Here is a 26,512-nt window from a genome sequence, read left to right as displayed (position 1 = left end):
CCTGCCCCTCTCAGATCCACGCATCCGTCGCGTCAATGACCAGGCGCGGCGACGTCTCCTCCTGGCCGGCCACGAGCCCGCCCGACAGGCGGATCGTGTTCGGGCCCGGCGCCAAGAAGAACCTGGAGGGGAACCGCGCCAGCATCGTTCGGCCAGGCCGCGGCTCCGGCCACACGTCCGGCGGCACCAGCGCCCACACCTCGCGCGTCGCAAGGTCAATGTCGAGCGCGTATCGGGCGTCGGGCAGTACCGTGCCCGGCTTGGTCCGGATCTCCAGCGCGAGTTCCTCAACCCTGATCACTGGATCGATCACCGGCCCGAACAGCAGCAACTTCGCTGGGATCGTCGGATAGTCGCCCGACATGGTCACGATCGCGGCGCCGCTGGTTTGTGCCGGCTCAAACGTCACTTCGGCGTGCTGCCGACGTCGGGCGTACCGGCGTGGATCGGACGCTTTCACGACCAGCGCCCAGTCGAACGCGAGACTGCCCCGGTCGGTCACCTCTACCGTGTCCTCCAGCCGCACCCGGGCCTGCCTGGTCAGGTGCGCCTCGGTGACCCTCAGCACGCCGTTGCCTGACGCTGATAGCGCTCCGGTCAGCCGCTCCTGGGCTGCCAGCATCGCCACCCGGCTGTCTGCCAGCGCCGTCCCCGATAGCGTGATGAGCCGCGTGCCGTACCGGCCCGGCCCGTCGAATCCGCCGTCCGTGTGGTCAGCGTCGGAGCCCAGCGTGATCGGCTGCGCCGACGACGACCACCCCTGCTCCTTCGCGACCGTCCACGTCACTCCGTGCGCGTCCCGTGCGTTGCCCACCCAGTCGCCCAGCCGGTACAGCGGGCTCCCCGTGGGCATCCAGTCGCCCACGGGCACCGTAACCGTCACCGATGCCTCGGGCCCGCGCGCAAGACCAGCATCGACCGCACGTACCGCTACCTCGTGCACCCCGCCGGCGTCCAGGTTCTCCACGACGTAGCCGAGTTGCGTCGTGGAGGCCTCCAGTCTCCCGTCGAGCAGGACTTCGTAGCGGGCGATCGGCAGCGCGCCTGCCTCGGACGCGCCCCAGGCCAGCGCGATCTGCTCTGTGCCAGCGGTCGCGGTCAGACCCGGCGGCGCGGACGGATCTCCACCCGCGAGCGTGGACGCCTCGATCGTTGTGGCCGCCGACCGATTGTTCATCGCATCTGCCGCGTCCACACCGATGGTGTAGGCGGTTCCCCGTGCCAGCCTCGTAATCGTGTAGACCCGTTCGGCCTGGTCTGGGCCCTGACGCACCCCGCCGACGAACACCCCGTACCCGGCGACGCCCACGCTGTCCGTTGAGGCGTCCCACTCCACCGAGATGGAGGTATGCGACACCTCGATCGTGCGCACCGCTGGCGGCGCCATGGGCGGCGTGACATCAATCTCGGCTACGACGCTGATCTGTGCCACGACAGACCGGTTGCCGGCAGCGTCGCGAGCATCCACCCCGAGCACGTACGTCTGACCTGTCGTCAATCCGGCGAACGTGTATGACAGACCCGTCTGGTCCTGGCCCTGCTTCGACCCATCGCGGTAGATGCCGTACCCGGTCACGCCCACGTCGTCGGTCGCGGGATCCCACTCGACGGAGATGGCGCTACCCGTGATCGATGTCGTTCGCAGCATGCCGGGCGGCGATGGCGCGGCCGCGTCTGTGGTGCCGTAGCCGACGAAAGCCGCCACCGCCTCGTTGGTGCCCGCCGACACGTTCAGGTTGTTGACGGTGTACGTACGCGCCCCCGCCGCAGGCATGGCGCCGTGCGCAAACGCCGAGTTGGATTGGGCCGCATCCGCGGCGAAGTGCCTGGCCAGCCCTTGATTCCACGTGGACGAGGAGGCGACCCCGTTGGGCGCGTTCACCGCGCCGAACACGCGGCCAGTCGCGTTGACCGGCACGGTCACCGAGAACGCGGATATCGACGCTGTGGCCGAGGTTCCCGCCGTCCTGAACAGGACGTTCGGGCAGTCATCCCTCTCGTAGAGCACAGCGTGCAACCGCGAGTTTTCGTCCAGCACGACCGACGTCTCGTCCCCGGTTGCGATCTTCGACAAGACGAACACGTGGTTGTACCCGATGGCGTGGTAGTCCTCGACCCAGCCCGCCGGCGTTTCGAACCCCAACCAGCAGCTGACGACCAGGACCAGCCGGGCGCCGGGAGTCGCCGCGGTGAACGTGATGGTGTGCGGCCCCGGGCTGGTGCTGCTGTAGGTTTTCGCGATCCTGTTCGTCACATCCGCCCACCTTCCGCCCACCTGGGCACACCGGCCCGTGCAGATCGCTACGCCTCGTTGGACCGATCGGGGATCGTACGCACGCGACTCGCTAACGGCAGGCCCCGATCAGACGCCGAGGCATCCGTCACCGGGGACGGTCTCCATACCCGATCATGGCGAGCCGACCAGCGCCCCCAGACGGCGGGCCGCGGCCTCGCCGATCGTGACCTCGTTCTGGCCAGGTTGCGCGTGCACGATCACCGTGGCGGTCATCCCACCGCCGCCCGGCGGCGCTGCGGGAACCGGCCGCGACGCCGACCGCGACCTGCGATACAAGGCGGCCGCGCCCTGCTCGTTGAGCGCCTGGACGGTCTTTGGCCCGCCCAAGGCCGCCAGCGCCGCCGGCGTCAGCACCCACTCGTCGCGGCCGGTCGAGTTGTTGACCAGGCTGCGCCCACGCGGCAGGACACCACCCGAGTCACGGTTGATCTCCTGATCTGTGCGGTCGAAGCGCGCGATCACCGAGTCGATGACCTTGGCCGGGACCGCGCCGATCAGCCGTTGCAGCGCAGTCCTGTTCCCGACCGCCCCAACGATCGCGTTCTTGATCGGGTTCAGCGTGGCCCTGGCGCCTGCGCCGAGCCCCTTGTTGAACACGTTGCGGACGGCCGCGGACACGCCCTGGAGGAGCTTCTCCAGGGGAGAGAGTTCCTTCGCCTTCGTCTTGGGCTTGGTCTTTGGCTTGCCCACGGTGCCGCCGGACCCGAACGCCATCCCGGCGTGGCCCAGGAAGCGGGTAGCGCCAGTCACCCCGCCAACCCGGGCGGCTCGGTTGCCGCCATCGATGAATTGGGAGCCGAGCGCCCGCGTCAGTTCCGGCCGTAGCCATCCCTCGCCCGGCGTCACCGCGGCGAGCATCGAGTCCCGCCCCGGGCTGTAGCCAGGCAGCACCCCATATCCGCGCGCCATGGGGACCTCACCGCCGCGGGCGAACGCGAGCGGCACGTCGGGAAGTTGCGGCAGGCCGACCGCGCCGGCGATACCATTCCACATCCGGCGGATGGCCCCGTAGGCGGAGTTGACCACCCAGCGGATCGGCGCCTTCAGCCCGTCCGGTAGCGCGCCGAAGATCCTTTCGATGCCGGTCTTGGAGGTCTGAAAGCTTTTCTCCATGGCGGAGGTGGCGGCGGCGACCCTGTCCTTGGCCGGCTTCAGCCCGGGATCGACCTGGGCGGAGATGTCCGACCACGTCTTCTTCGCCGTCGCCGGCGCGTCCTTGCCGAGCCGGAGGAACGACGCGCCACCGGCCTTGACGAAGGCGTCGATCTTCTGCTGGCTCGGCGTGCGCCCTGCGTCGATGTCGCGCTGGATGTCCGCCCACATCGTCTTGAGCGGGGCGGGGGCGGTCTGCTTCATCTTCAGGAACTTGCCGTTCCCATCTGAGACGAATTGGCCCAGTTTGAGACTCGCCTGGGCAAGCCCTGCGGTCAGGTCGCGGTTGATGTCTCCGAGGGCGTCCCTGATCGCCTGTGGCGCGTCCTTGCGCAGCTTCAGGAAGCTGCCTCCGCCGGCGGCCACGAAGTCGTCGATCATCTTCTGGCTGACCGGCTGTCCGGCAGTGATCTTGGCCTGGATGTCGGTCCACATCGACGACACATGCTGCGGCGCATCCTGTTTGAGCTGCGCGAACTTGCCACCCGCCCCGTTGACGAAGGTGCCCAGCTTGTTGGCCGCGATGCCCGTGAAGGTGTCGATTCCGAGGAGCATCTGGTCCCAGCCAACCTTCAGGTCGGCGGGCGCGTTCTTGCCCAGCTTGAGGAATTGGGCGCCGCCGGCCGCCACGAACGCATCAAGTTTGGCCTGCGAAGGCGAGATCCCCGCGTCAAGATCCTTTTTGATGGACGCCCACATCGTCTGGATGTTCTTGGGCGCGCCCTGGGCGAGCTCCATGAACTTGCCGTCCGTGATATCGATGAAGCCGCCCAGCCTCGTGGCCAAGCCCGCCGCCCCTGCTTCCGTGCCCCGGTCCAGGCCGCGCCAGAGCTGCGACCACATGTCCTGGATGGTGACACCGGCACCGCCGAAGAGCTGTCCGACCGTCTTGAGCATGTTCTCGATCGGCGTGGTGCTGAAGAGGTTGTTGCCGAGCGCTTCCGTGATCTTGGGCCCGATCCAGCCTTCGATGCCGCCCTTCACAGCGCCGAGCGCGCCGCCGATCACGCCGCCGAGCGCCGTCCCGATGCCTGGGATGATCGACCCCGCGATCGCCCCGATGCCTGCGCCGGCAGTCCCCTGCTTGAGTGCCTCGCCGATCGCCGACGCGACGCCCTTGTTGGAGTCTCCGCTGATCGCGTCGGCGATCGGATCGACCACGAAGGCGGCGATCGTACCGATGATGCCACCGCGGACCTTGCTGCCCAGCCCGGACAGCTTACTGCCGATCTTGCCGATCTCCTTGCCCCAGTCGATGTCGCCGAGTGCATCCAACCCGAGGGACGCAGCTATGGCGGCCGCGATGCCCGCTACGCCCTTGCCGCGCTGGCGGTGCCTACCGCCCCTGCGGTCGCTGTCCGGCACGTCAACATCAGGTGCGTCGGTCTTGGAGCCCTTGCCGTCCTGACCCCGCCGGCCGCTGCCGGGGCCGGCGTCGTCGGAGCCGTTGATGTAGACCTTGTCGGCGTACACGGTCATCGTGCCGACCCGGGCCAACGGGCTGTCCGTGTCGTCCTTGCCGCCGCCGGACGGTTTGAGCTTGCCGAAAAGGGCCGACAGGCCGGTGATCCGCCCGAGCAGACCAGCCAGCTTGCCGACTTGCCCGGCCAGCCCTTTGACGATCTTGGTGACGCCAGGGATCCGCTGGAAGGCCTTCACGACCGACGCCACCTTCGTGATCACCAGGCCCAGGGCCAGCGCGACGCCCGAGATGTACAGCGCCCATGTGATCAGCTCTCCGGTGACCGGGTGGCCAGCGAGCACGTCCAGCCAGCCGACGATCGTCGTCAGCGTGTCCACGAAGCCCGCCAGGGTCTCGCCGCCCACGCTGTCGGTGAGCGTGAACACCAGATCTACGACGCCCTTCAGCAGCCGGCCGAGGGCTCGGACCAAGGTGACCGCGTCCTCGAAGAAGGCGCGGATCTTCTCCTGATTGGCCGGATCGCTGGCCCAGGCCCGGAAGTCCTTCGCCGCCGCCGACAGGTCATCCAGCAAGGTCCCGCCGGACGGCGCGGCCAGCTTTCCGAGCTCGTAGATGGCGGCGCTGACGTCCTTGACGATGCCCCAAAGCTGCTTGGCCCGCTTGAACCCGTTCTCGAAGAACCGGGCCATCGACCCGTCCTTGCGGGCCGCGCTGGTCCACTTCGCAAATTTGTCCGCACCGCGCTCGATCCAGCCGGCCAGCCTCTGCGCGAAGGGGATTGACACCACGAGGATGTCCATCATGCCCTTGAAGGCTGACTTGCCCGTGCGGCCGAAACTTCCGACGATCTTCGCGTTGGATCTCATGATCGCTGCCAGGTCGGTGCGGAACTCCTTCGAGCCGACCCACCGCCCCCAGGACTTGGCCACCGCGCCGATTTCCCGGCCGGTGTCGGCGAGCCCGTCCTCCAAGGTGTCGAGCATCGGCAGGCCGTTCTCGATGGCTTCCTGAAGAGGTGGCAGCAGCGCCTCCTGTACCGCGAAGCGCAACTCCTTCATCCGCGGTTGAAGAGTGCCGGCGACGAATCGTGCGAACCTCTGCCCCGCCGGGCTCAGGTTGTCCATGGCCTTGGCCACGGCCGACACGCCGGCGCCCTGCTGCTTGGCCGCTTCAGCCGCCGCCTTCTGAGCCTTGATCAACTCCTTTTTGGCGTCGGCGAGCCGCTCAGCGGCGAGCATCTCGTTCCACAGCGCGTCCCGGACATCACGGCGGGCCCGATCCTCGGCCTTCTTCGCCTGTTCGACGTCCTTCTCTGCATCCCGAATCCGCTTCATCGCCTCGGCGACACCGCGCTGGGCCTGTTCGATGGCGCGTGCCCCATCGACGGCCGCCCGCGCCGAGTCCTCGCGCGCCTCAGCGAGGGCACGCTCGGCGGAGCGCTCGGCCTCGGCCGCAGACGCGATGCGCTCCTTCGCGGCGGTGACCTCGTCGGATCCTTCGACGCCCTTGGCGTTCGCTTCGGCCTGTTCTTCGCGTAGGTCACCGTTGCGTTCGCGTACCTCGTTCAGCCTCTGGAGCGCCTGCCTGTGAGCAAGATCCGCTTCCTTCTTGTCCAAATCTGAGGCGAATGGGTCGTTGACGACCTTTTCGAGCCTCTGCTTGGCCCGTTCGACCGCGAGTGCCGCCCTTTCCTCGTCCAGCGCGCCCCCACGCACTGCAAGCTCAAGATCTTCGAGCCGCTCCTTTGCGGCGCGGCGGGCGTCGTTCAGCGCCTCGGTGACCCGCTGGCTGGCGCGCTGCGCCTCGGCGTATCGGCGTTCCGCCTGCTCAACGCGGTAGGCGGCGTCCTCCTGCCGCTCGGCTGCCTGCGCGGCCGCCTCGCCCACCCGGGCCCTCGCCTCGCCGACCGCGGAGACGGCGTCCGCTACTCGCTGCTCGGCTGCGACGATCGCCTCGGCTGCCGCCGTGGCCGCGTCCCGAGCGTCGGCCGTTCGTTCACCGGCCAGCATGCGGGCGTGGTTGGCGTCACGGATCGCCCGCTCGGCCTGCTTGATCCGCTCAGCGGCCGCCTCCTGCGCCGCAGCGTAGGCGGCGGCTGACTGGCCGCCCGAAGCCTGCGCCGAGGTCAGCGCGTTGACCGCCTCACGCACCCCGGACAGGCCCAGCAGCATTGCGCCCAGCCCCTGCACCGCTGCCCCCGCCAGGCTAGGGAGCACGCCTAGCGCCCCCACCGCCTGTGACGCGCCAGCCGCAAGAGCGAACAGCCCGGACCCGGCTGACACAGCAGTCGAGGCGAGTACAGCAAGCCCGGAAACGGCGAACGGCAGAGTGGCCAGCGACGTGAGCACCTGGCCGAGCGCCTGGGCGCCCTGCACGTTGACCGACACCGGTATGTCGCGGCGCCCCCTGCCGGCCAGCGCGGCGAGCTGCTGCTCCAGCGCGGCAATCCGTGCCTGTGCGCCAGCATCGTCCACCTCGGGACGGATCGTGGTTGTCGTATCCCGCCCCAGATCGGCGAGCTGAGCACGAGCGTCCGCGTCGTCCACGTCCGCCCGGACGGTGACGCTCTGGGTGCCCGACAGGCCGGCGAGAGCGGTTCGCGCCGCGGCGTTGTCGAGTTCGACCTGCATGCGGATCTTCGCGATCCGCTCAGCTGCCTCGGCCGCCGCCTTGGCCTGGGCCTCCACGACCGTGGCGTCAATCTCTGCCGCTATGCGGGCCTTGACGCCCTTGATCCGGGCGTTGACCTCACTCTGGAGCTTCTTGCCCCAGCCCGCGCCCAGGTCCGCGACGACCTCAAGCTCGATCCGGCCCGCAGAAATGCTGTCGTTTTCGTCTGCCACCCCGCCCGCCCCCCGATGTGCTGGGGGTGAAGGGTGGCGGGGACGCCTAGCTTGCGTCCCCGCTCGACACGGTCAGCGCGGTGCCCGGGTGGACGCGAGCAGCATGTTGATCGCCCTGCCGACACCCGACGCGCCGTCGCCCTGGCCGCGGTCTGACCGCCCGCTGCTGCCCTTGACGTGCGATGGGCGGTTGATCTTGATGGGTTTCTTGCGGCGGTGGTCCGCCGCCAACACCCCGATCTCCTCTACAGCCTCGGCGACGAGCTCATGCAGGGATGTCCACGGCTGCGCACGTTGCTCAGGTGTGCTGTTTACTCGGGCACCGGGAGGGAGCTCGTCGGCGAGGTCGAGGAGTCGCCGGGCAGATATCCACCCCCGCCGGCCTGGCCGGAGCCAGATTCCAGAGATGTCGAGTCCTCGGTAGTGGTCGAGGAAGTCGGCGTCGAGCCTTCTCCACTGGCGGAGTCGCTCGACGACGGCCTGGATTCCCCCGCGCTGAACGCGTACCTCCCGCCAAGCCCCTTGACCAGGGCCGCGACATCAGGGACGCTCGGACGCTCCGCCACGAAGGCTTCATAGCCGTCGTCACCCATCAGTCTGCGCCCCATCAGGCGGACTGCGTTGAGCAGTTCCGTGGGCAGCGCCGGATTCTGAATGACCAGGTCCACGACCATGGAAGCGACGGACAAGCCAGCCTTGGCCAGGTCGGTCTCTTGCAACGCCTGGAGCACCGTACGAGCGATCAGCGCGGTGTCCACATTCAGGTGAGCGAGCGGTTCCAGCACATCCACTGGCAGTTCCGGCGGGAGCATGATGACCGCGTTGCCGAGACGCAGCTCTATCGGCTTTCCCTGAGTGCCGTTCCGGTTCGCTCTGGCTGCGTTCAGATCCAGCACTGCGCTGTCGTCCGCCATCAGGGGACCCCCGTCCATCGACTCTTGGAGTGACGGACGGGAACGGTAGAGGCGGGCCAGGGTTTGCGTCCCGGCCCGCCCGCACCGCCCGGTTACGGCGTTACGACCGGCGGCGCGAAGCTGGCGAAGGCGGTGTTGAACACGTCGTAGAACGCGGAGCCGACGTCGCTTCCCAGCACGCTGAGGTTGAGCGGCAGAGTCGCCGACTCGTCCCGGGAAAGTTCCTGCTGGACGCCCTCGCGCTGCATGCAGCGCGGGATGATCCGACGCATCTTGCGGAGGCCGTCGCCGAGTTCCAGTACCGCCGCCACCTCCGACCGGGTGCCGATGCTAGGCGGCGTGTACTTGTAGTACTTGGCGCCGCCGCCGGACGGCGTGACCTCCTCGATCGTGCCGCCGCCGTAGACGGCCATCATGTTGGGCGCGGACCACTCCAGCAGTTCGACTTCCAAACTGGCGGCGTCCTTGGTCTGCCACACCTTCACCGGGTAGGCGGACTGGTGCGCCTCTGTCTCGGAGAACTCCGGGTCACCCGACCAGGACAAGCTATCTGGGGTGAACAGCCCGACGTTCTTCCAGCCCGTGGGCATGGTCGCGGTCGGACCCTCCGGCGCGCTGGTGCCCACCGGTGCCAGCCAAAGTGCGGCGATGCTCGCTGTAAATACGTTCTCGGCACCCATGTGCGGGCCCCCTCCACGCGGGGCCGCTCCCCGGCGTGCGGGGATGCGGCGTAACGGGTTGGGGACCCAGGCCGGGAATCATGGAGAGAGAGCGGCTCTTGCGTCCGCCTCCGACGACGCGATCTCTACGCGTCCCAGTTCGGGTGGCATCGAACCGTGGCCCACGCCACGTACCGCGGCCTCTTGTCGGCCTCCGGCAGGAATCCGCCGCCCTGTGCCGACCGCACCGACCCGATGACAGGACCGGGCAGCGGCGGGTCAGCACGCGGCAGTTCCTTCAAAGCACCGAGCGCCAGATAGAGCAGCCGCCGCAGCGCAGCTTTGCTGCCGTCCATCTCGCCGAGGGCCTCAATCTGGATCCGCACCTCAACCTCGGCCGTGTCGTAGTTCTCGACCCCGCCGGGCACGTCCGTGACTCGTAGCCGCGGATACGGCGGGATCGAGTACCCACCCACCCTGTCCGGACCCAGCGCTGTCAGCACGGCCGGGTGCGCCTCCAGCCAGCCGAGCACGACCGGCAGCGGATCAGCGTCGGCCAGGTCCTCGACGCCAGCCACTACGACCCCGGCGCGCTCGAAGTGCTCGGCTTCACGGCCACGGGCTTGTTCTTGTCCGGCCGCATGGCCGCCTGGACAGACGCGAAATCGGCAGGGTTGGCGCCCTTGACATATCCCGCGGACACGAGGCGGTGTGCCTGCTCGCTGTGCACCTCTAGCTCCGCGCCGACCGGGTGTTCCTCCTCGTCGATACCAAGCTGGCGGCACGTGTGGACGCCAATCGGGTGGGCGAGCGTGATCTTTACCATGTCACTCATGCCGGGCAGGATGCCGCCAGCGATTGGTTTGCGTCCCGGCTCAACATCACGGGAAGCTGTCAGAGCAAACGGTAGAACGAGTCCGCCCGGTAGTCGCTCATGCCCTGCGCCCTCTCCAAGCGGGCGAACGTCGCGACATCGTTCTCAGCAGAAGCTCAACGCATCCGAAAACGCAGCCTGTACCGGTCCCCCGCGTACAGGGCTTCGCGCACGACCTGCACAGCGCCATCCGAGTCGGCCAGCGCCACCACGACCTCCAGTACCGGCGTGCCCGGCACCAAGCCCAGCAGGCCCGCCTCCCACCGCGTCGGCATGCGCCCAACCACCTCAGCTTCGCGTCCGGTGACGACGATTCCGGCGTTGGCAAGGAGGTCCTCGTCAGGCTCGCTGAGGGCGGCTGGTTCACCGAGCGCCGGGATGCGCTCCACGAGGTGTCGCGGGTAGTAGGTGGCCAGGCCAGGGTGGGTGCTGCTGCGGCGCCGTACGAGCGAGGTGGTGCCCGGCAGCAGTTCTACCAGGTTGGGTGCCGGCTGGATGACGGACACCTCAACGGGCTGGGCAGCCGCCTCTACCACGCTGCAGGCGGCCGCGGCCTCGACGGCGGCACGGTCGTAGGAGCGCACGAACACGCCACGACCTACTTCCCCGCGGGTGAGCCCGGCGATTTCAAGCTCCTGCAGAGCGCGTCTGATCGTGGTCGGTGTCACCCCATGCTGCTGGCGGAGCGCCGCCTCGGAGGGGAGCCGGTCGCCAGGGCGCAGCCGACCTTCCTCGATGTCCAGAAATAGGGCGGCCGCGATGGCTTCGTACGCGCTTTGGTCCGCCATTCCGCCCACTCTCCATCTGACGCGTGCCGCATCGGTGCACAGATCATCCCAGGTGGCTAATGATGCACCAGCGGCAATGCTCATCGTCTCAACTCCTTATTGCACAACCTCTACGTTGAGGTTAGCCTCTACGTAGAGGTTGGCCAAGAGGAGGAACCCTGATGATTCGGCTCAGGCGGCAGCGCGAAGACGCTCCTTCGCCCGACAAGAAGGTGTGCTACAACGGCCAGCCCGCCACCGAGATCGACCGCACAGCCGACTTCGTGACCGTCAAGCTCGACGACGGCACACAGCCCAGCGTCCGCCCCGACCGCATCACCACCTGCACCTGCGGCGGGAGGGGCTGCAAATGGGCCTGATCATGGACGCACTCTGGTGGATCGGCCTGCTCTGCGTTCCAGCCAGCATCATCCGCCGCGCCATCTTTGACGGACAGCGCCGGCAGCCCACCCCCTCCGAGCGCTGGAACGACCGACCCGCCACCCCCAGCCCGGCCGCCTGGACCCGCCGAGCCCTCCACGCGATCTACTACATCGCCCGCGCCCTCGGATGGGCCGGGCTCCTGCTCCTCTGGATCGCCACCGGGCTCACCCTCGCCGCCCTCGAACTCGGCGGCGCAGCCTGCAAGGGCCTCGCCTACACCGCCGCTGGACTCTCCATGGTGCTGATCCACCTCGCCCAGCACGCCAAGCGGCTGATGGCTGGCCCCGCCCCCGTCGCCGCGCCTCAGCTCACCATCTGAAAGGACCTCACCCCGTGGGCGTCGATCTCGGCCTCGGTTACCTCGACATCACCTTCTTCACGTTCCTCCGATGGGACATCGGCCTCGCAGTTCCCTGGTGGGCGATCGCGCTCGTCGCCCTCACCCTCGCCTTCTCCGTCGCCATCATCCTCTCCAGGCTCATCAGAGCCACTGGCCGCGGCTAACCCCAACCGCAGGAAGGACCCACCCGTGTTCGGCAAGCCGCGCCAGGCAGCGCTCCCCCCAGCATCAGCCACCGAGCAGGCCGCCCCCACGGCCAGGCCCAAGCGCGGGCTGCTTGGGCGCGCCGTGCGGTGGAGCGCATACAACCTGGTGTGGCGGCCGATCCGCTGGGAACTGCGCCGCATGTGGGCCCGCCGCGAGTTCCACGCCACCTGGGCAAGCTCCCTCCCCCTCTACGGGTACGCCGCCATCCACCACGCGGTCAGCGGCCCCTGGTGGTTCACCCCCGCCACAACCGCCGCGGCCGCCGCCGCCATCTACTGGGTCCTGTCCCGCCACGACATCCTCCCCCTGGCGCCCATGACCGCGTCCTCGACGGTCGCCGTGGCCGGAGCATGGACGACCGCCGCCACCTTCGCCCCATTCGACCCCATCACCTCCATCTCTTGGGCAGCGCTCACCGCAGGCGGCACCGCCGCCTGGGGTTTCTCCAAGCAGGCCCGCCGCTGGCGATCCGCCCAGCTCCGCGTCCGCTACAGCACCCGCCGCCTCCCCGGCGTGCTCGGCGCGCTCACCTTCGGCGGCATCGTCGTCGCCGCCCGCCCTACCGTCTCCGGGACCGGCCGCACTGCCTACCCGCTGCGGCTCACCCAGCCAGGCATCACCCGCCGCAAGCTGGAGAAGGCCGTCCGCGACATTGAGCAAGGTATGGACTGGTCCGAAGGCTCCGTCCGAGAGATCATCCAAGACCCCAAGCACAACGCCGCCTCTCGCGTCCTCCTCATCCACCATGAGGGCGGCATCAAGGCCCGCACCGTGCGGTTCGACCCGCCCGAGATGCCGCGCAGCGTGTATGGCCGGCGCTGGCTCGGCGTCAACGACCAGGGCGAGCCCTACTACATCACTCCGTTCATCAAGGGCTACGGCGCGACCCACTCCATATCCGGCGGCGCAACCGGCTCCACCAAGTCCAACCTGCTGCGTTTGCGCGCCAAGCTCGCCGCCCACACGCCCACGCTCCTATGGGTCATCGACCTCAAGAGCCGAGGCAAGGCGTACGCCCACCTGCTCCCCCGCATCGACCGGATCGCCGTCACCGACGAGCAGGCCGCAGAGATGTTCGCCGACGCCGCAGCGATGGTCCCGCTCCGCGCCGAACTGCTGCTGCCCGAGCACAACCAGGTTCTGCCCGCCATGGAGGTGGCAGGCGACAGCGGCTTTTGCGCCGTCGAAATCCTCGCCGACGAGATCCGCACCATCTGGGCCAAGACCCGCCGTAACGCAGCCCCGATCGTCGAGGACAGCAACAAGGTCACGTCCGAAGCCAGAGCGTTCCTCATCGGCGTGCACGCCGCCACCCAGTACTGGAACCAGGACAGCGCGCACCCCAAGCTGCTGCCGAACTTCACCGACGCCTACGCAGGCCGTACCCGCTACGACTCCGACAGCCAGTTCCTACTACGCCGTTGGAACCGCTACAAGACCAGCGAACTCCCGGCCGGAGCGTTCTACGTGCAGTCCAGCGGCAGCGAGGACCCCACCCTTATCTACACGCCGGAGGTGACCGACCTCATGCTCATGCAGACCGCCACCGAGACCGAGTCGCTCGCCCCCACCCTGGAGGCGTCCACCGCCGACCGCCTGCTCTACTACCGCGACCGGTGGGCGCACCTGCCCGACCACCTGCTCCAGTACGCGAGCGAGGCGCAGAAGCATGAGGTGCGCGCAGCGCGGGAGCGGCTCGGCATGGAGTCCGCCCCGGGCGGCGAGCGCGTCCGCAGGGCTGCCGCCGACGACAAGCCCATGCGACTGGTCGTCTCCGAACGCATCGACGACACCGCCGCGCTGGTGTCGGAGATCGCCGACCCGCACCTGCGGGCGCTCGCCACCGTACACCTCTCCCCCAGCCTGGTCTCCACCGCCGCGTCCAACGCGGCCTCGCCGCGCAGCCGCCAATGGGCGAGCGACCGGCGCGCAGTCTGGCGCGACGACCTCAAGCTTGTCGAGCAGACCGAACGAGGGCAGTGGCGGCGAATCGTAGGGGAGCGCGAGTTCATCGCTGGCGTCCTGGCCGCAGAGGAGGCGCTCAGGGCCAGGCGCGGCACCGGCGTCGGAGGCAGGGGAGAGGACACCACCCCGCACTCCAGCGACACCCCTGATGACCTGCACATACACCCCCTACAAGGGGGAGCCCACCTGGACCAACGCCCCGTCCCCGCAGCCCCGCGGGGGCAGCCGCAGGGGGCGGCCTCACCGAGGGGAGTGGCTGACCCCGGGGGATTGGCCCACACCTACGCTCCGTGACCCAGACAGCCGCCCGGCAGGCTGCCCCCTCCCTTGCCTGTATACGCACACGCGCGCACGCGCGTAGGGGGATGGATGTCCAACCAGCCCAATTTGGACATCGCCATGAACATCCGTGGACATCCCCATGGACATACCGAAGGTGACTCACTGTGATCGATGTTCTGGGATATGACCTACTGCGTGAGGTAGCGCCGCCCTTCTGGGCTGCCGCTGGTGCGTTCGCGCTGGCTCTGCTGCTCGGGTTGGTCAGCCTGCTCAAGCGGTGGCTTCTCCCGAAGCGGACACAGCCAGAAAGGCGGCGCCGTTCCCTGGCAGATGCCGTTACCTGGGCGTGTGCCGCCGCCGCCCTTGTCTTCGCTGGTGAGGGCATGTTCGAGGTCATCTCCCGAGCCGCGCCGGGCGTGTGGTGGCTTCCCTGGCTCGGCATCGGTCTTCTTGAAGGCCCGCTACTCGCATTCGCGTTGCGCGCCAAGGAACTCATCGCTGCCCGCAGGCATGAAGAGGCAGGTCAGTCCATACGGATGACCTGGCTGCTCGCCTCCGCGTCCGCAGTCATCTCCGCCTCCGCAGCCCTGGACGCCGGCACGCCGAGCATCCCCCTGTTGCGGGCGGCCGCGCCCATCGTTGGTGTGATCCTTTGGCACCACGCCTTGCGTATCGAGCAAGAGAGCAGCGGCCGTCGTCGCCGTGAATCTCGCTGGAAGTGGACGCCTGAGTACCTGCTGACGAGGCTTGGCTTGGTGACCGCCCGCGCCACCGAGACGGCTGACGCCGAGGTCCACATGCGTCTCACACGGGTCGCGGACTGGGTCATCCGGTACGCCCGCCTCGTTCAGCGAAACGCCGACCGAAGCGGGTGGTGGGAGGCCCGATGGAACACCCACGTCCGGTGGCGGATGGAACGCGCCTACCGGGCAGCGGAACGCGACCTCGACCTCGTCCGGCAGACTGATCGGCGCACCCTACTGGAACAGCTCATCGTGTCCCGCAGCGACGCCATACTCCTCGCCACCCTCGCGGGCGTCACACGTGCTGATCTGGGAATTCCCGAGCTGGAACAGCTCGTGAAACAGCCTGCGCGAAACACCCGCATCGTGTTCCACACGCCGGTGGAACAGCCCGTGAGAAACACCCGCATGCTGTTCCATCGGGAGCTCGCGGAACAGCCCGCCGAGCGCCGCCATGGAAGCCACCGGAACACCCCCGTGGAGCGACGTCGGGTCACCAGCGGAACGGCTGAGCGGAACGCCCAGGGCGACCGCAACGGAACGCCTGAACGGCACACCGCTCTGGATGGACGGGGCAGCGATGACAGGCCCAGCCAGAAGAAGATCTACGCCGCCATCGCCGCCGCCATGACGCCGGCCGGCGAAGTGCCCATTCGGCCCCTCGCCGCCAAGCTCGGCATCCCCACTGCGACGATGCACCGCCACGTCGCCAAGTACCGCAGGGAGCACGGGCAGTCCTCGCCGCCGAGGGGGGTGATCGCCCCTCCCAACGCCAACGAGCATCAGCTCACCACCGTGGGGGGCGGTAGTAGCGAATGACACAAAACGGCGGGGGCGGCAGCGGGACGGCTGCCGCCTCCGCTTTATGAGAGGAACTCAGTAATGACGAGCGAATCTTCACGTCAGCCCCATCGCCTAGCAACCACAGCGTGCCAAGGGCTAACGCGGCGTACACAGGCGCCTTCGCGGGGACAGACGCTGTCAACCAACCCGGCTGGGTAGGTGCCATCAGACCGTATAGCACGCTGTCCCTAGGCCAGCACTGTGCGGCCTGGAGCAGCCAGCATCGCTCATCGACTGGCTACCAGCCGTTGATGGGACTGCGGTACCCACTGGAGGGGTGTCTCTGCCCGATCGAGACCCGCGCTTGAGCAAGCCCGTCACGAAAGTCCAGTGCGATACGTTCTGCTACATACTCGGCAGCTTCCAGAGCTGGCAGACTACGAGTCCGATCCAGTTCCCGTATTACAACGCCCTCGGAGAGATCCTCGCGAACGAGGATCTCTCGAATTCTGCCCCTCATGCGCGCGTAAACCGTCTCGCCCCAGGGTTGAGGCGCGTACACCAGGAAGGACAGTGTTGGCTCACCCCTGCTGTACCTGAAGAGCTCATCTGCAGGGTCAAGAAGAAGGTAAGAGCGGCTGCCGGGGTACCAGTCTGAGGATCCGATCCCGCCGACGACTAGCCCCTCTCGGACCCGCTGGCGGATTCTCGCGTACCCGTCCCGACTGATCATCTCTTCCGGATCGGTACGTATGGCCAACCTGTGTAGGGCCAAGGCGCCGCCCAGCAGTTCGAGCCAGCGCTGGAACGATCGGCGCCACTTGTTGTACGAGCTTTCAGCCCGCTGACGGATCTCCTCCTCAAAGATCCTCAAGGCCCATCTAGGGTTCCGCATGTCCCTGATCGCACGCCGAAGCGTCCTAAGGAAGACGCCGGCAAGCGGAGCCAGATCACCGCCTTGATCGCTGATCGCCAGGGCGTTCAAGTACCGATTGCGGTCACCTGCCACTCTGATGATCAATGGCGGCAGGCCAGCGCTCCCGATGATGATGTTCGCCATCAGCCTGGCCACGCGTCCATTGCCATCCTCGAACGGATGGATATGGGCAAGCCAAGCGTGAACCGCCGCCGCTGCGACGACCGGCGGCAGGAGGCACTGCTCCCTGACATTCCCGTACCAGTCCATGAGCTCTTGCATGGCGGCCGGCGTGTCCGATGGTGTGAACGGAACATGTTCCGCACCGGCGATTTCATTGCAGTAGACCTTGTACCTACCTGCCGTACGAAAATCGCCCATGAGCATGTGGTGCATGTTGCGAACGTCGATCTCGACTAGCTGTCGGTTGCTGTCTCGCATGATGATGTCTGCTAGGAGCTTGGCGCCATGGAGCTGCAGCACATCGCGCGTGCGCTGATCCGTTCGCAACGCCTCGATGATCGCGAACCGCCCCAGCTCATTCTCGATATCCGCCGCAGACTTGCTGCTGAGGATCTCGTGGGTGTGCGCGAGCAGCTCCGGCCCCAGGCCTTCAACGCGGTTGCTTTCGTGGATCTCAGTGACTCGGTGAACTCGGCGAAGGTCCTTGCCAAGCCCCTTGAGGTTGCGAACCAGGTCTTGTCTAGCCACGACGGCCGACGACGTGATCGTCTGGATGTTCGTGAGCAGAGCTTGAACGCGATCACTACTCTCCGTGAGTTCAGGAATTGAGTACGGCGATCCAGCCAACCCAACCTGAATGTCCTTGACGGACCAATCGGTCCGCGACCACTCGAAAACCCGTGAGATCGCCATGCGTTCCTCGCCTCCCAGAACGATCACTATCGTTCCATGTGCACCCAGCTTCTGCTCTCGAATTTCTGATGGACTCCGCTTGTGGATGCGCACCCGGGGACAGCCCGACCTCCGAGCCTGTTCCTGCTCAAGGCTGGCCAGGAACGGGGTCCCGAGGTCCGGCCTTCACAGGTCGGCCCTGCCGGAGCAGGGCGCCCAGTTCGGTGCCATCCACTAGAGCTTGTCCGATGACCTTGGTCAGCAACGCAGTCAGTTCGGGCGGCAGGTCGGACGCTGCACCATTCGTCGAAGGCGCTGCTGGTGCGGCGTCGGGAGCGCTTCCCCCCGTGAGGGTGGAGTCGATGGCGTTCGCCATCTTGGAGTCCGCCTCCGGGGTGAGATGTGAATAGACCGAGCTGGTGACGGTCACATTGGCATGGCCGATCCGCTTGGAGACCGGCTCGATCCCCACCACCGGGATGAGTTCGCTCGCGTGAGCGTGGCGCAGACCCTTAGGGGTGGGCTCCTTGAGCAGGCCGCGCCGTACTGCGTTCGCCCGGACCTTCTGCCAGCGGTGTTCGTTGAAGTTCGCGTTGCGCCACAGAGTGGCCCCGCGGGTTCCCGGAGCGGGGAAGAGGAGGTCCAGCGGGTTCTTGCCCTCGGCGCGTCTGGCGAACACTCCCAGGGCGCTCCGCGGCACGGTAAGAGTGCGGAAGGCGTTCTCGCTCTTGCCCTCGGTGGATTCGATGTAGGGCCGGCGCTTCTCGTCCTCTCGGACGACCTGGGCCACCGTGAGCGTCCCAGCCTCGAAGTCCACATCGCACACCCGCAGCGCAGTCAGTTCACCCCAGCGCAGGCCTGTGGCGAGCAGCACGAGCGTGATGTCGCCCGTGTCCTGATCGACCTCGTAGGCGCACTCGATCCACAGGGGAATCTCAAGCCCGGAGATCACGTGAACCGCTTTGACGGCCCGGCCTTTGCGCTCGGGGAGTTTGACCTGCCTGCACGGCTGGCGCGAGCAGTACTCCTCATCGATGGCGTAGTCGAAGACGGGCGAGATCACCGTCCCATGAATGTTGAGGATCGTCTTGGGCGCGTACGGCTTCAAGACCTGCTTGCCGTGCTGCTTGTCCCGCATGAGGTTGATCCACGCCTGGATGATGTCCTTCGTGAACTCGTCGATCGGTAGCCGGCCGAGCGGTCCGATCGAGGTCCCGTCAGGAAGGGTGACGATCGCATGCAGGAAGTGATCCTCTAACGTCCTGCGGTACTGGGCGATGGTTCGTCTCTCCACGTCCACGAGCGTGGCCAGATACTCGTTGGCGACCTGTGTGAACGTGAGAACGTCGGTCGGCTGCGCCGCCAGGCCGAGCATCTCGGCGAAAGCGGGGTTCTTGTACGGGTCGCGGTAGCCGTTGGCTACGAGCGCCCCACGGAAGATCTTCGCCGACTCCAGATCATCGAAAGTGTACGAGCCACGGGGGCCTGTGCGGCGACCGCCTCCGCGCCATGGGACGCGGTAGGAGTATGTCCCGTCTGCCTTCTGCCGGTACTCGATGCCTTCTGCGCGTCGAGGTCGCGCGGACACGGAACCACCAGTCCCTTCGTCATGGAGTGAGGTTCCGCGAAGGTAGGGGCTGATGGCGGCTAACGTCCTGCTTCAGCAGGTCCGTGCCCCCATGGTGCCCCCACAGACACAAAACCGCCCCTTGCCTGCGATGTTTCCGCAGGTAAGAGGCGGTTTGATCTTGTGGAGGTGGCGGGAATCGAACCCGCGTCCTTCAACCCCAAATCAGGGCTTCTCCGGGCGCAGCCTGCTTAACGTGTTCTCAGCCCCGGCGCTCACGCAGGCGCGTCGCCGACAGGCTCAGCCACTGTTTGATTTCCCGCTCTCCCCCGTGGCCGGGTCGAGCGGTGGAGCCCTCTAGCGATGCCAGGCCCTGAGCCGAGGGCGTGCTCAGGCTGACAGAGGTTTCGCTACTTAGGCAGCGAGAGCCAGGGAACCCTGGCTGACCTCAGAGTGCTTCTTATTGGCACTTATTGTTTGCGGTCACAGTGTTAACGAGGTTATGTCCGCCGTCCTCGGCCCGCTTCCCCTGACTTGCAAAGTCAAAGTCGAAGCCAGTCACCCCCATGTTCTGTTGTCAACACGGCCACCGAAGCGACCGAGCAACAAGAAGATACTCCCCACAACACCGCCAACGCCAACTCATATTCCGCCGGACATGCCGAAACCCCGGAGACGCGGCACAGCAGCACGCATCCCCGGGGTCGACCGGCAGGGTCGAGCCGGTCCGGACGGCAGGACTTCCCCCGAGATGAAGTCCTGTCTCGTCACGGTGACTGAGTCCGCAACCCCCCGAGCGGGCCCAGTCATCCAGTAAGACGCAGGCGAGAGCCCATTTGGTTGCTCACCGTCACAGGAAAATCACCCAGGGTTACGGAGCGCTCCGAAGAAGCGGCCCGCCGTCGCGGCGGCGTCGGAGTTCTTGGTGAGTACGGCTACCGCCACATCCCCCTGCCAGCCCACGAACCAGCCAAGCTGCTGGCTCGGCACGGCGGCGGCCACGCCGTACACCCTGCCCGCTCCCGCCTGCGCGGACGGCGAGCTGGCGACGCCGGCCTTCATCATCGCGGTGAGGGCGGTGCGGACGGAGGGGTCGACCGGCACGCTGGCGGGCGGCTTGACGGCGAGTTGCTCGGCGGCGGGGTCGGGGCGGTCGGGGCTGGTCACCAGCGACGGCGGCCGCCAGGTGCCGGACTTGACCGCCGCGGCCACGAGCGCCATGGACAGCGGGCTGACCTCGACGTTCTGGCCGGCGATGGCTTGGGCCTTCTCCGCGTCGGTGGCCAGGCCGGGCATCTTGCCGGTGAACGCCTTGAGGGGGAGCTGCCAGTTGACGCCGATGCCGTAGGCCTCGGCGCTGCGCTTGAGCTGCTCGGAATCGACCCGGCGGGCCAGCGAGGCGAGGGCGGTCACGCAGCCTCTGGCGAAGCTCTCCTGGAAGGTGGCGGTGGGCTGCTGCGTCTGGCCGGTCAGGACGAACCTGGCGCCGCCCACCGTCCGCTCGGCGGGGCAGCGCAGACGCTGGCTGGGCTTCACGCCCGCCTTGAGCAGGGCGTCGGCCGCCACGATGGAGAAGGCGGTGCCGGCCGGGTACTTGCCGCCCAGGGCGTCCTTGACCTGGCCCATGTCCTTGGCTCCCACCGCGAGGATCTCGCCGGTGGAGGCTTTGACGGCGACGAGCGTGCCGGACTGCGTGGTGCTCACGGCGGCGTCGGCGGCCTGCTGGGTGAGGCTGTCGAGGGTGGTGTGGACGGGCCCGTTGGGGCGGCCCGGCCACTCTTTGAGCACGGCGACGTCCTCGCCGGTCTCAAGGTCGAGGGTGATCACCTGGGTCTTCGTGGAGCCGGTCAGGTGGTTCTGGTAGGCCTTCTGCAGGCCGTTGCGGCCCACCGAGTCGCCGGCGCGCTGCGGGCCGCCGAGCTTGACCTCGGTCTCCGGGGTGAGCGCGCCGACCTTGCCGACGATGTCGCGCGGCGGGGCCGGGTCGACCGGCTGGTCCTGGGGCTGGACGTGCACCTTCGGGCGGATCTCCGCGATCTTCTGCTGCACCTGCAGGTAGCGGTCCCGGCCGAACGTGGCGAGCTGCACGAAGTCGCCGGGCGGCGAGGACCTGACCCGGCTCAGCAGGCGGTCCTCGGCGAAGCCGGTGATCGCGGCCAGCTGCTTGACGACGCTGGAGGTCTGGTCGCCGAGCGCGGACGGGGTCACGCCGACGACGTAGAGCCTGCCGGGCCGCTGGAGCGCCTCTCCGGTGCGGTCGACGACCTTCTGGCGGGGCTCGGAGCTCGGGCGTACGGCCAGCCGCTGCCCGTCCTTGAGCTGCGGATGCAGCACCGACTGCGACCAGCGCACCTTCCACACGCCGTTGACCAGGTGCAGCGGAAGCGTGCTCTCGTACTCCCACAGCGGGCTGTTCTCGCCCAGGTCCACCTCGGCGCCGAACTGGGCGGTCGTGGCGTCGCCCTGCCGGTTGAGTGACTTCACACGAAAGCGGAAGGAGGCGGCGTCAAGGTCGAGCTTGGCGGCTTCAAGCGCCTTGCGGACGACGGCCGGGTCTCCGTCGGCGCGGCTCGCGGCCAGCTCGTAGTCCTCCGACTGCCAGCCGACCAGGAAGTCGCGCACGGCGTCGTGCGCCGACGGCTCCTCGAAGCAGCCGGTCAGCGTCATGCTCGCGGCCGTCAGCGTGACGGCCGCGGCGAGGATACGGCGGGCCCTGCTCATCGGTTGCGTTGCCGTAGGGCCCTGGCCATTTCGCGCTTGGCCTGCTGATCGGCCAAGGTCTGCCGCTTGTCCCAGTCTTTCTTGCCGCGCGCGATGCCGATCTCGACCTTGGCCTTGCCGTCCTTGAAGTAGAGCTGCAGCGGCACGATCGTCAGCCCGCCCTCCTTCGTCTTGGCGGCCAGCTTGTCGATCTCCTTGCGGTGCAGGAGCAGCTTGCGCTTGCGGCGGGCGGTGTGGTTGGTCCACGTCCCCTGCGCGTACTCGGGGATGTGGACGTTCATGAGCCACGCTTCGCCGTCGTCGATGCTGGCATAGCCGTCGACGAGTGAGGCACGGCCCTCGCGCAGCGACTTCACCTCAGTGCCCTGCAGCACGAGCCCCGCCTCGAAGGTGTCCTCGACGTGGAAGTCGTGCCGGGCACGCTTGTTCTGGGCGATGACCTTCCGCCCGGTCTCACGTGGCATGGTTCGACTGTACCGGCGTTCCGCTACACCCTGAGGTATCGGCGGAGCGTCACGAACGAGGCGAGCACACAGATGAACACGCCGATCACCATCGTGGACGAGATGACCGAGGCCACGGAGTCCCAGCCCAGGGCGGTGGAGGAGCCCAGGTACTTGGACAGTTCCTCGAAGATGAAGACCTTCGTGACGATCAGCATGACCGCCGCGACGACGCCGCCGACCAGGCCGGCGATGACGCCTTCCATGACGAACGGCAGCTGGATGTAGAGGTTCGAGGCCCCGACCAGCCGCATGATGCCCGTTTCCCGGCGTCTGTTGTAGGCCGACAACCGGACGGTGTTGCCGATCAGCAGAGCAGCGGCGAGCACCAGGACGATGGCCACGATGACGGCGGCCCATCTCAGGGTGTCGAGCATCTCGAAGAACTTGCCGATCAGGTCCTTGTGGTTGATCACCTGGGCGACGCCGGTCTTGCCGGTCAGCGCCTGGATCACCGGCTGGTAGTTGTCGGGGTCGTGCAGCTTCACCCGGAACGACTCCGGCATGTCCTCGGCTCGGGCGGCCTGGACGAGCGCCTGGTTGCTGCCGAAGGACTGCTGGAAGTTCTTGTAGGCCTCCGCCTGGTTCTCAAAGACCACGTCTTTGACGCCCTGGATGCCCTGGATCTCGCCCTTGAGCGTCTCGACCTGGGCCGGTGTGGCTCCCTTGCCCTTACAGGCGGGCATGGCGGAGTCCTTGCTGCACAAGAAGACCGAGATCTCGACCTTGTCGTACCAGAAGTTCTTCATCATGCCGACCTGGGTGTTGATCAACAGGCCTACACCCAGCATCGCCATGCCGACCGCGACCGTGATGATCACTGCGATGGTCATGGTCAGGTTGCGGCGGAGGCCGATCCAGACCTCGGAGAAGATGAAGTTCGCCCGCATGTTGTGTCTGTAGCTCCCTGTCAGTACGCCTGGCCGTAGACGCCACGCGACTGGTCGCGGACGATCTTGCCGTCCTCGAGTTCCACGACCCTCTTGCGCATGGAGTCGACGATGGCCGCATCGTGCGTGGCCATCACGACCGTCGTACCGGTCCGGTTGATGCGGTCGAGCACCTTCATGATGCCGATGCTCGTCGCGGGGTCGATGTTGCCCGTCGGCTCGTCGGCCAGCAGGATCATGGGCCGGTTGACGAAGGCGCGGGCCATGGCGACACGCTGCTGCTCGCCGCCGGACAGCTCGTCGGGCATGCGGTGTGCCTTGCCTTCGAGGCCGACCAGCTCGATGACTTCCGGGACCACCTTGCGGATGAACCGCCGCGGCTTTCCGATGACCTCGAGCGCGAACGCCACGTTCTCGTAGACGTTCTTGTTCGGGAGCAGGCGGAAGTCCTGGAAGACGCAGCCGATACGGCGGCGCAGGTGCGGCACCTTGAAGTTCGACAGTCGGGCCAGATCCTTGCCGGCGACATGGATCGCACCCGAATTCGGCCGTTCTTCCTTGAGGATCAGGCGGAGAAACGTGGACTTGCCTGAGCCAGAGGGACCGACGAGGAACACGAACTCGCCCTTGTCCACGTCAACGGAGACGTGGTCGAGAGCGGGCCGGTTCTGGTTCGCGTAGACCTTGGTGACATTATCGAAATGGATCACGAGAGCATCACGGCATGCCAGTCTAGGGGTCAGGACGGAAGCAAGGGTGGCACATGCCCACTTCCCGCCGCGGCCCACCGGGGGCGTCCATCTTTACTGATGATCGACGTTCCGATTGGCCAGAGCACAGTCTAGGGGGAAGACTGGCATGGAACGTCCATAACGGAAACAAAACGATTGTGCGGCTACACTTGGGGCTGACATGAGTTGCGAAGACCTCGTCTGCGCGCGCTGCGCCCATCCGGTCATCGAGGGCCGCTGCGCACTTTGCCGCGCCAACCGCGACCGGATGCACCAGCACGGATTCGGCGGGCTCTCACCCGCCGTGATCGTCCTGGTGCTGCTCGTCCTTCTCTTCTTCGCCCTCGCGGCCAGGCACCTAGTTGGCGCCTGACTCCTGACGGCGCATCCAGCGGATCTCCGACTCGATGAACCCGTCCAGGTCGCCGTCGAGCACGGCGGTCGGGTTGCCCGCCTCGGTGCCGGTGCGCAGGTCCTTCACGATCTGGTACGGGTGCAGGACGTAGTTGCGGATCTGCGTGCCCCATGAGGTGGTGGTGGCGCCGCGCAGCTCCGACATCTTCTCCGCCTCCTCCTGCCGCTTGCGCTCCAGCAGCTTGGCCTGCAGCACGACCATCGCGGTCGCGCGGTTCTGCAGCTGGGAGCGCTCGTTCTGGCAGGAGACCACGATGCCGGTCGGCAGGTGGGTGATGCGCACCGCCGAGTCGGTGGTGTTGACGCCCTGGCCGCCGGGACCGCTGGAGCGGTAGACGTCGATGCGGAGCTCGTCCTCGTTGATGTCGATGTGGTCGGTCTGCTCCACCACGGGGACGATGTCCACGCCCGCGAAGGAGGTCTGGCGCCGGCCCTGGTTGTCGAAGGGGCTGATGCGGACCAGCCGGTGGGTGCCGTGCTCGCCACGGAGCGTGCCGTAGGCGTAGGGGGCCTTGACGCTGAAGGTGGCGGACTTGATGCCGGCCTCCTCCGCGTAGGAGGTCTCGTAGACCTCGGTGGAGTAGCCCTTGCGCTCGGCCCAGCGCAGGTACATGCGCAGCAGCATCTCCGCCCAGTCGGCCGCGTCGACGCCGCCGGCCTGGGAGTTGATCGTGATCAGCGCCTCGCGCGCGTCGTACTCGCCCGACAGCAGCGTGCGGACCTCCATCGCGCCGATGTCGGTGCGCAACGTGGCCAGGTCCTTGTCGGCCTCGGCCCTGGTGTCCTCGTCGCCTTCCTCGGCGGCCAGCTCGTACAGGACGCCGATGTCCTCGAGGCGCCGGCTGAGGCCTTCGACCCGGTTGAGCTCGCCCTGGAGGTGGGAGAGCTTGCTGGTCACCTTCTGCGCCTGGTCGGGGTCGTCCCACAGATCCGGCGCGGCGACCTGCTCCTCCAGCTCCGCGATCTGCTTGCGCATCGCATCGAGGTCGAGCACGTCCTGAATGCTCCCGAGCGTGCCCGCGAGCTCGTTGATCTCTTCTGCCGGATCGATGAGTGCCACGTCTCCCAAGGGTACGCGACCCTCGCCCGCCCGAATAACATGGCGAGGTGCGTGCTTACGGTCGGCGGAAGGTGCTGGCGCTCGCCGCCGGCCTGCTGGCCGCGACGGTCGCCTGCTCGGGCACCCCTGACACCACGCCCACGAGGGCCGCGAACGTCTCCGGCGGGCCGGTCACCGCGACGCCCACGACCTCGCCCGAGGCCCCGGCCATCACCCCGGACGAGGCGCGCGAGATCTTCACCGAGATCACGGCGACCGACTCCGTGCTGCGCACGGCCGGCGACCTCAGGTTCGCCGTCGACCTGACCCGCGACGGGCTGCGCGACCTCACCTCGGCGGCGTTCGACTCCAGCGGCGGCCGGCCGCCGCTGCGCACGTGGGGGCAGCCGACGATGCTCGTGCCGCGCTTCCCCGGGGACGCGACGTCGCCGTGGTTCAGCGTGCTGGTGCCGCGCGACGGGCAGCCGACGTTCCTCGTCTTCGCGAAGTCGACCGACAAGTGGCGGCTGAGCTCGGCGGCGCGGCTGCTGCCCGGGGAGAAGGTGCCGGAGGTCGAGGTGGACGCCCAGGGGTACGCCACGGCGGTCCCGCCGGACGACAAGGGCGTGCTGATCGGGCCCAAGTTCATGGCGCCGCTGCATGCCACGGTGGCCGAGGCCGGCTCGGGTGGTGTGGCCGCCGATCTGCTGTCGGCGGGGCCGTACACGACGGACATCGCCTCGCAGATCGCCGAGGACCGGGCGCGCTGGGAGCAGGACGGCTTCACCTACGACTCGATTCTGAGCGCGGGCGAGTACCCCGTGTTCGCGCTGCGCACCAAGGACGGCGGCGCGCTCATCCAGTACACGCTGACCAGGACCTCCACTACCACGCCCGCGACGAAGAGCGCGGAGAGCGACGGCATCCCGGTGCCCGACGACGCGCGCTGGGCGATCTCGTCCGCCAAGCTGCGGCGGTCGCTGAAGGTGTCGGAGATCCACCAGTACGCGACGTCGGTCCCACCCGCGTCCGCGCCGACGCGCGCCGAGGTGATCGCCCACGACGGCGGCGTGACCCGCGCTTCCGGCGACTAGTCCGAAAATCGGAGAGTTAGCGGGCAGGCGGCAGCGGACCCTGGCGTGTGGTGGCGCGTCGGGGTTCGTGATCAGCGTGGCTGGTCAGGC

The 26,512-nt window shown here is 67.7% G+C and carries 22 protein-coding genes and 1 other RNA gene; 7 read left to right on the top strand and 16 right to left on the bottom strand.

Features of this window, described 5'->3' with window-relative positions:
• Positions 1-10 precede the first annotated feature (10 nt).
• From ACIBHY_RS54360 to ACIBHY_RS54325, 8 genes are all read right to left on the bottom strand, one after another.
• A complete protein-coding gene (locus ACIBHY_RS54360; RefSeq protein WP_397311051.1) occupies positions 11-2,254 on the bottom strand; it encodes a fibronectin type III domain-containing protein in 2,244 nt (747 codons plus the stop codon).
• A gap of 153 nt (positions 2,255-2,407) precedes the next feature.
• Positions 2,408-7,714, bottom strand: coding sequence for a hypothetical protein (locus ACIBHY_RS54355; RefSeq protein ID WP_397311050.1), 5,307 nt, complete (start codon positions 7,712-7,714; stop codon positions 2,408-2,410).
• 72 nt (positions 7,715-7,786) lie between these two features.
• Complete coding sequence (locus tag ACIBHY_RS54350) at positions 7,787-7,948, bottom strand: hypothetical protein (protein ID WP_397311049.1); 162 nt, start codon at positions 7,946-7,948, stop codon at positions 7,787-7,789.
• Between the two features lie 77 nt (positions 7,949-8,025).
• On the bottom strand, positions 8,026-8,628 hold the full coding sequence (locus ACIBHY_RS54345; protein ID WP_397311048.1) for a hypothetical protein: 603 nt from the start codon (positions 8,626-8,628) through the stop codon (positions 8,026-8,028).
• 92 nt (positions 8,629-8,720) lie between these two features.
• Positions 8,721-9,308 carry a hypothetical protein gene (locus ACIBHY_RS54340; RefSeq protein ID WP_397311047.1) on the bottom strand — a complete coding sequence of 196 codons (588 nt, stop codon included), beginning with the start codon at positions 9,306-9,308 and terminating at the stop codon, positions 8,721-8,723.
• A gap of 125 nt (positions 9,309-9,433) precedes the next feature.
• Positions 9,434-9,865, bottom strand: coding sequence for a hypothetical protein (locus ACIBHY_RS54335; protein WP_397311046.1), 432 nt, complete (start codon positions 9,863-9,865; stop codon positions 9,434-9,436).
• A complete protein-coding gene (locus tag ACIBHY_RS54330) occupies positions 9,865-10,122 on the bottom strand; it encodes a hypothetical protein (RefSeq protein ID WP_397311045.1) in 258 nt (85 codons plus the stop codon). The genes ACIBHY_RS54335 and ACIBHY_RS54330 overlap by 1 nt, the downstream gene beginning before the upstream one ends.
• A gap of 155 nt (positions 10,123-10,277) precedes the next feature.
• On the bottom strand, positions 10,278-11,033 hold the full coding sequence (locus ACIBHY_RS54325; RefSeq protein WP_397311044.1) for a GntR family transcriptional regulator: 756 nt from the start codon (positions 11,031-11,033) through the stop codon (positions 10,278-10,280).
• Between the two features lie 77 nt (positions 11,034-11,110).
• Here ACIBHY_RS54325 and ACIBHY_RS54320 point away from each other — a divergent pair, with 77 nt between their 5' ends.
• From ACIBHY_RS54320 to ACIBHY_RS54300, 5 genes are all read left to right on the top strand, one after another.
• The gene (locus ACIBHY_RS54320) at positions 11,111-11,308 is read left to right on the top strand and encodes a hypothetical protein (protein ID WP_397311043.1); all 198 of its coding nucleotides are present in this window, start codon (positions 11,111-11,113) and stop codon (positions 11,306-11,308) included.
• Between the two features lie 2 nt (positions 11,309-11,310).
• Entirely contained in the window at positions 11,311-11,691 is a 381-nt protein-coding gene (locus tag ACIBHY_RS54315) for a hypothetical protein (RefSeq protein ID WP_397311042.1), read from the top strand.
• A 14-nt stretch (positions 11,692-11,705) separates the two neighbouring features.
• Positions 11,706-11,876, top strand: coding sequence for a hypothetical protein (locus tag ACIBHY_RS54310; protein WP_397311041.1), 171 nt, complete (start codon positions 11,706-11,708; stop codon positions 11,874-11,876).
• A 25-nt stretch (positions 11,877-11,901) separates the two neighbouring features.
• Complete coding sequence (locus ACIBHY_RS54305; protein ID WP_397311040.1) at positions 11,902-14,178, top strand: hypothetical protein; 2,277 nt, start codon at positions 11,902-11,904, stop codon at positions 14,176-14,178.
• Between the two features lie 152 nt (positions 14,179-14,330).
• Positions 14,331-15,728, top strand: a complete 1,398-nt coding sequence (locus ACIBHY_RS54300; RefSeq protein WP_397311039.1) for a hypothetical protein — start codon at positions 14,331-14,333, stop codon at positions 15,726-15,728.
• Positions 15,729-15,990: 262 nt separating this feature from the next.
• Here ACIBHY_RS54300 and ACIBHY_RS54295 read toward each other — a convergent pair whose 3' ends face one another.
• The 7 genes from ACIBHY_RS54295 to ftsE all read right to left on the bottom strand — a co-directional run bounded on the left by ACIBHY_RS54295 (position 15,991) and on the right by ftsE (position 23,854).
• Positions 15,991-17,511: a Fic family protein gene (locus ACIBHY_RS54295; RefSeq protein WP_397311038.1), complete on the bottom strand. Its 1,521-nt coding sequence runs from the start codon at positions 17,509-17,511 to the stop codon at positions 15,991-15,993.
• 100 nt (positions 17,512-17,611) lie between these two features.
• On the bottom strand, positions 17,612-19,051 hold the full coding sequence (locus ACIBHY_RS54290) for a tyrosine-type recombinase/integrase (protein WP_397311037.1): 1,440 nt from the start codon (positions 19,049-19,051) through the stop codon (positions 17,612-17,614).
• A gap of 160 nt (positions 19,052-19,211) precedes the next feature.
• Positions 19,212-19,596: a transfer-messenger RNA gene (ssrA, locus tag ACIBHY_RS54285) on the bottom strand.
• A gap of 295 nt (positions 19,597-19,891) precedes the next feature.
• A complete protein-coding gene (locus tag ACIBHY_RS54280) occupies positions 19,892-21,751 on the bottom strand; it encodes a penicillin-binding transpeptidase domain-containing protein (protein ID WP_397311036.1) in 1,860 nt (619 codons plus the stop codon).
• On the bottom strand, positions 21,748-22,215 hold the full coding sequence (gene smpB, locus ACIBHY_RS54275) for an SsrA-binding protein SmpB (RefSeq protein ID WP_379609812.1): 468 nt from the start codon (positions 22,213-22,215) through the stop codon (positions 21,748-21,750). The genes ACIBHY_RS54280 and smpB overlap by 4 nt, the downstream gene beginning before the upstream one ends.
• 23 nt (positions 22,216-22,238) lie before the next feature.
• Complete coding sequence (gene ftsX / locus ACIBHY_RS54270; RefSeq protein ID WP_397252052.1) at positions 22,239-23,144, bottom strand: permease-like cell division protein FtsX; 906 nt, start codon at positions 23,142-23,144, stop codon at positions 22,239-22,241.
• Between the two features lie 20 nt (positions 23,145-23,164).
• The gene (gene ftsE, locus ACIBHY_RS54265) at positions 23,165-23,854 is read right to left on the bottom strand and encodes a cell division ATP-binding protein FtsE (RefSeq protein ID WP_091079803.1); all 690 of its coding nucleotides are present in this window, start codon (positions 23,852-23,854) and stop codon (positions 23,165-23,167) included.
• A gap of 202 nt (positions 23,855-24,056) precedes the next feature.
• Here ftsE and ACIBHY_RS54260 point away from each other — a divergent pair, with 202 nt between their 5' ends.
• Entirely contained in the window at positions 24,057-24,248 is a 192-nt protein-coding gene (locus tag ACIBHY_RS54260) for a hypothetical protein (protein WP_379609814.1), read from the top strand.
• On the opposite strand, the gene prfB is transcribed toward ACIBHY_RS54260, so the two are convergent.
• Positions 24,234-25,349 carry a peptide chain release factor 2 gene (gene prfB, locus ACIBHY_RS54255; protein ID WP_397252053.1) on the bottom strand — a complete coding sequence of 372 codons (1,116 nt, stop codon included), beginning with the start codon at positions 25,347-25,349 and terminating at the stop codon, positions 24,234-24,236. The two genes, ACIBHY_RS54260 and prfB, sit on opposite strands and share 15 nt — an antisense overlap.
• Before the next feature lie 47 nt (positions 25,350-25,396).
• On the opposite strand from prfB, the gene ACIBHY_RS54250 reads away from it, so the two are divergent.
• Entirely contained in the window at positions 25,397-26,422 is a 1,026-nt protein-coding gene (locus tag ACIBHY_RS54250) for a hypothetical protein (protein WP_397252054.1), read from the top strand.
• Positions 26,423-26,512 lie beyond the last annotated feature (90 nt).

Source organism: Nonomuraea sp. NPDC050547, assembly GCF_044457345.1.
Classification (GTDB): Bacteria; Actinomycetota; Actinomycetes; order Streptosporangiales; family Streptosporangiaceae; genus Nonomuraea.
This window is presented reverse-complemented; position numbering and strand designations above follow the sequence as displayed.

Excerpts from the sequence above, each read along its gene's own strand:
- ftsX (WP_397252052.1), bottom strand. The coding sequence starts at position 23,144 with ATGCGGGCGAACTTCATCTTCTCCGAGGTCTGGATCGGCCTCCGCCGC.
- ACIBHY_RS54330 (WP_397311045.1), bottom strand. The coding sequence starts at position 10,122 with ATGAGTGACATGGTAAAGATCACGCTCGCCCACCCGATTGGCGTCCAC.
- ACIBHY_RS54260 (WP_379609814.1), top strand. The coding sequence starts at position 24,057 with ATGAGTTGCGAAGACCTCGTCTGCGCGCGCTGCGCCCATCCGGTCATC.
- ACIBHY_RS54280 (WP_397311036.1), bottom strand. The coding sequence starts at position 21,751 with ATGAGCAGGGCCCGCCGTATCCTCGCCGCGGCCGTCACGCTGACGGCC.
- smpB (WP_379609812.1), bottom strand. The coding sequence starts at position 22,215 with ATGCCACGTGAGACCGGGCGGAAGGTCATCGCCCAGAACAAGCGTGCC.
- ACIBHY_RS54340 (WP_397311047.1), bottom strand. The coding sequence starts at position 9,308 with ATGGGTGCCGAGAACGTATTTACAGCGAGCATCGCCGCACTTTGGCTG.
- ACIBHY_RS54315 (WP_397311042.1), top strand. The coding sequence starts at position 11,311 with ATGGACGCACTCTGGTGGATCGGCCTGCTCTGCGTTCCAGCCAGCATC.
- ACIBHY_RS54345 (WP_397311048.1), bottom strand. The coding sequence starts at position 8,628 with ATGGCGGACGACAGCGCAGTGCTGGATCTGAACGCAGCCAGAGCGAAC.
- ACIBHY_RS54320 (WP_397311043.1), top strand. The coding sequence starts at position 11,111 with ATGATTCGGCTCAGGCGGCAGCGCGAAGACGCTCCTTCGCCCGACAAG.
- ACIBHY_RS54325 (WP_397311044.1), bottom strand. The coding sequence starts at position 11,033 with ATGAGCATTGCCGCTGGTGCATCATTAGCCACCTGGGATGATCTGTGC.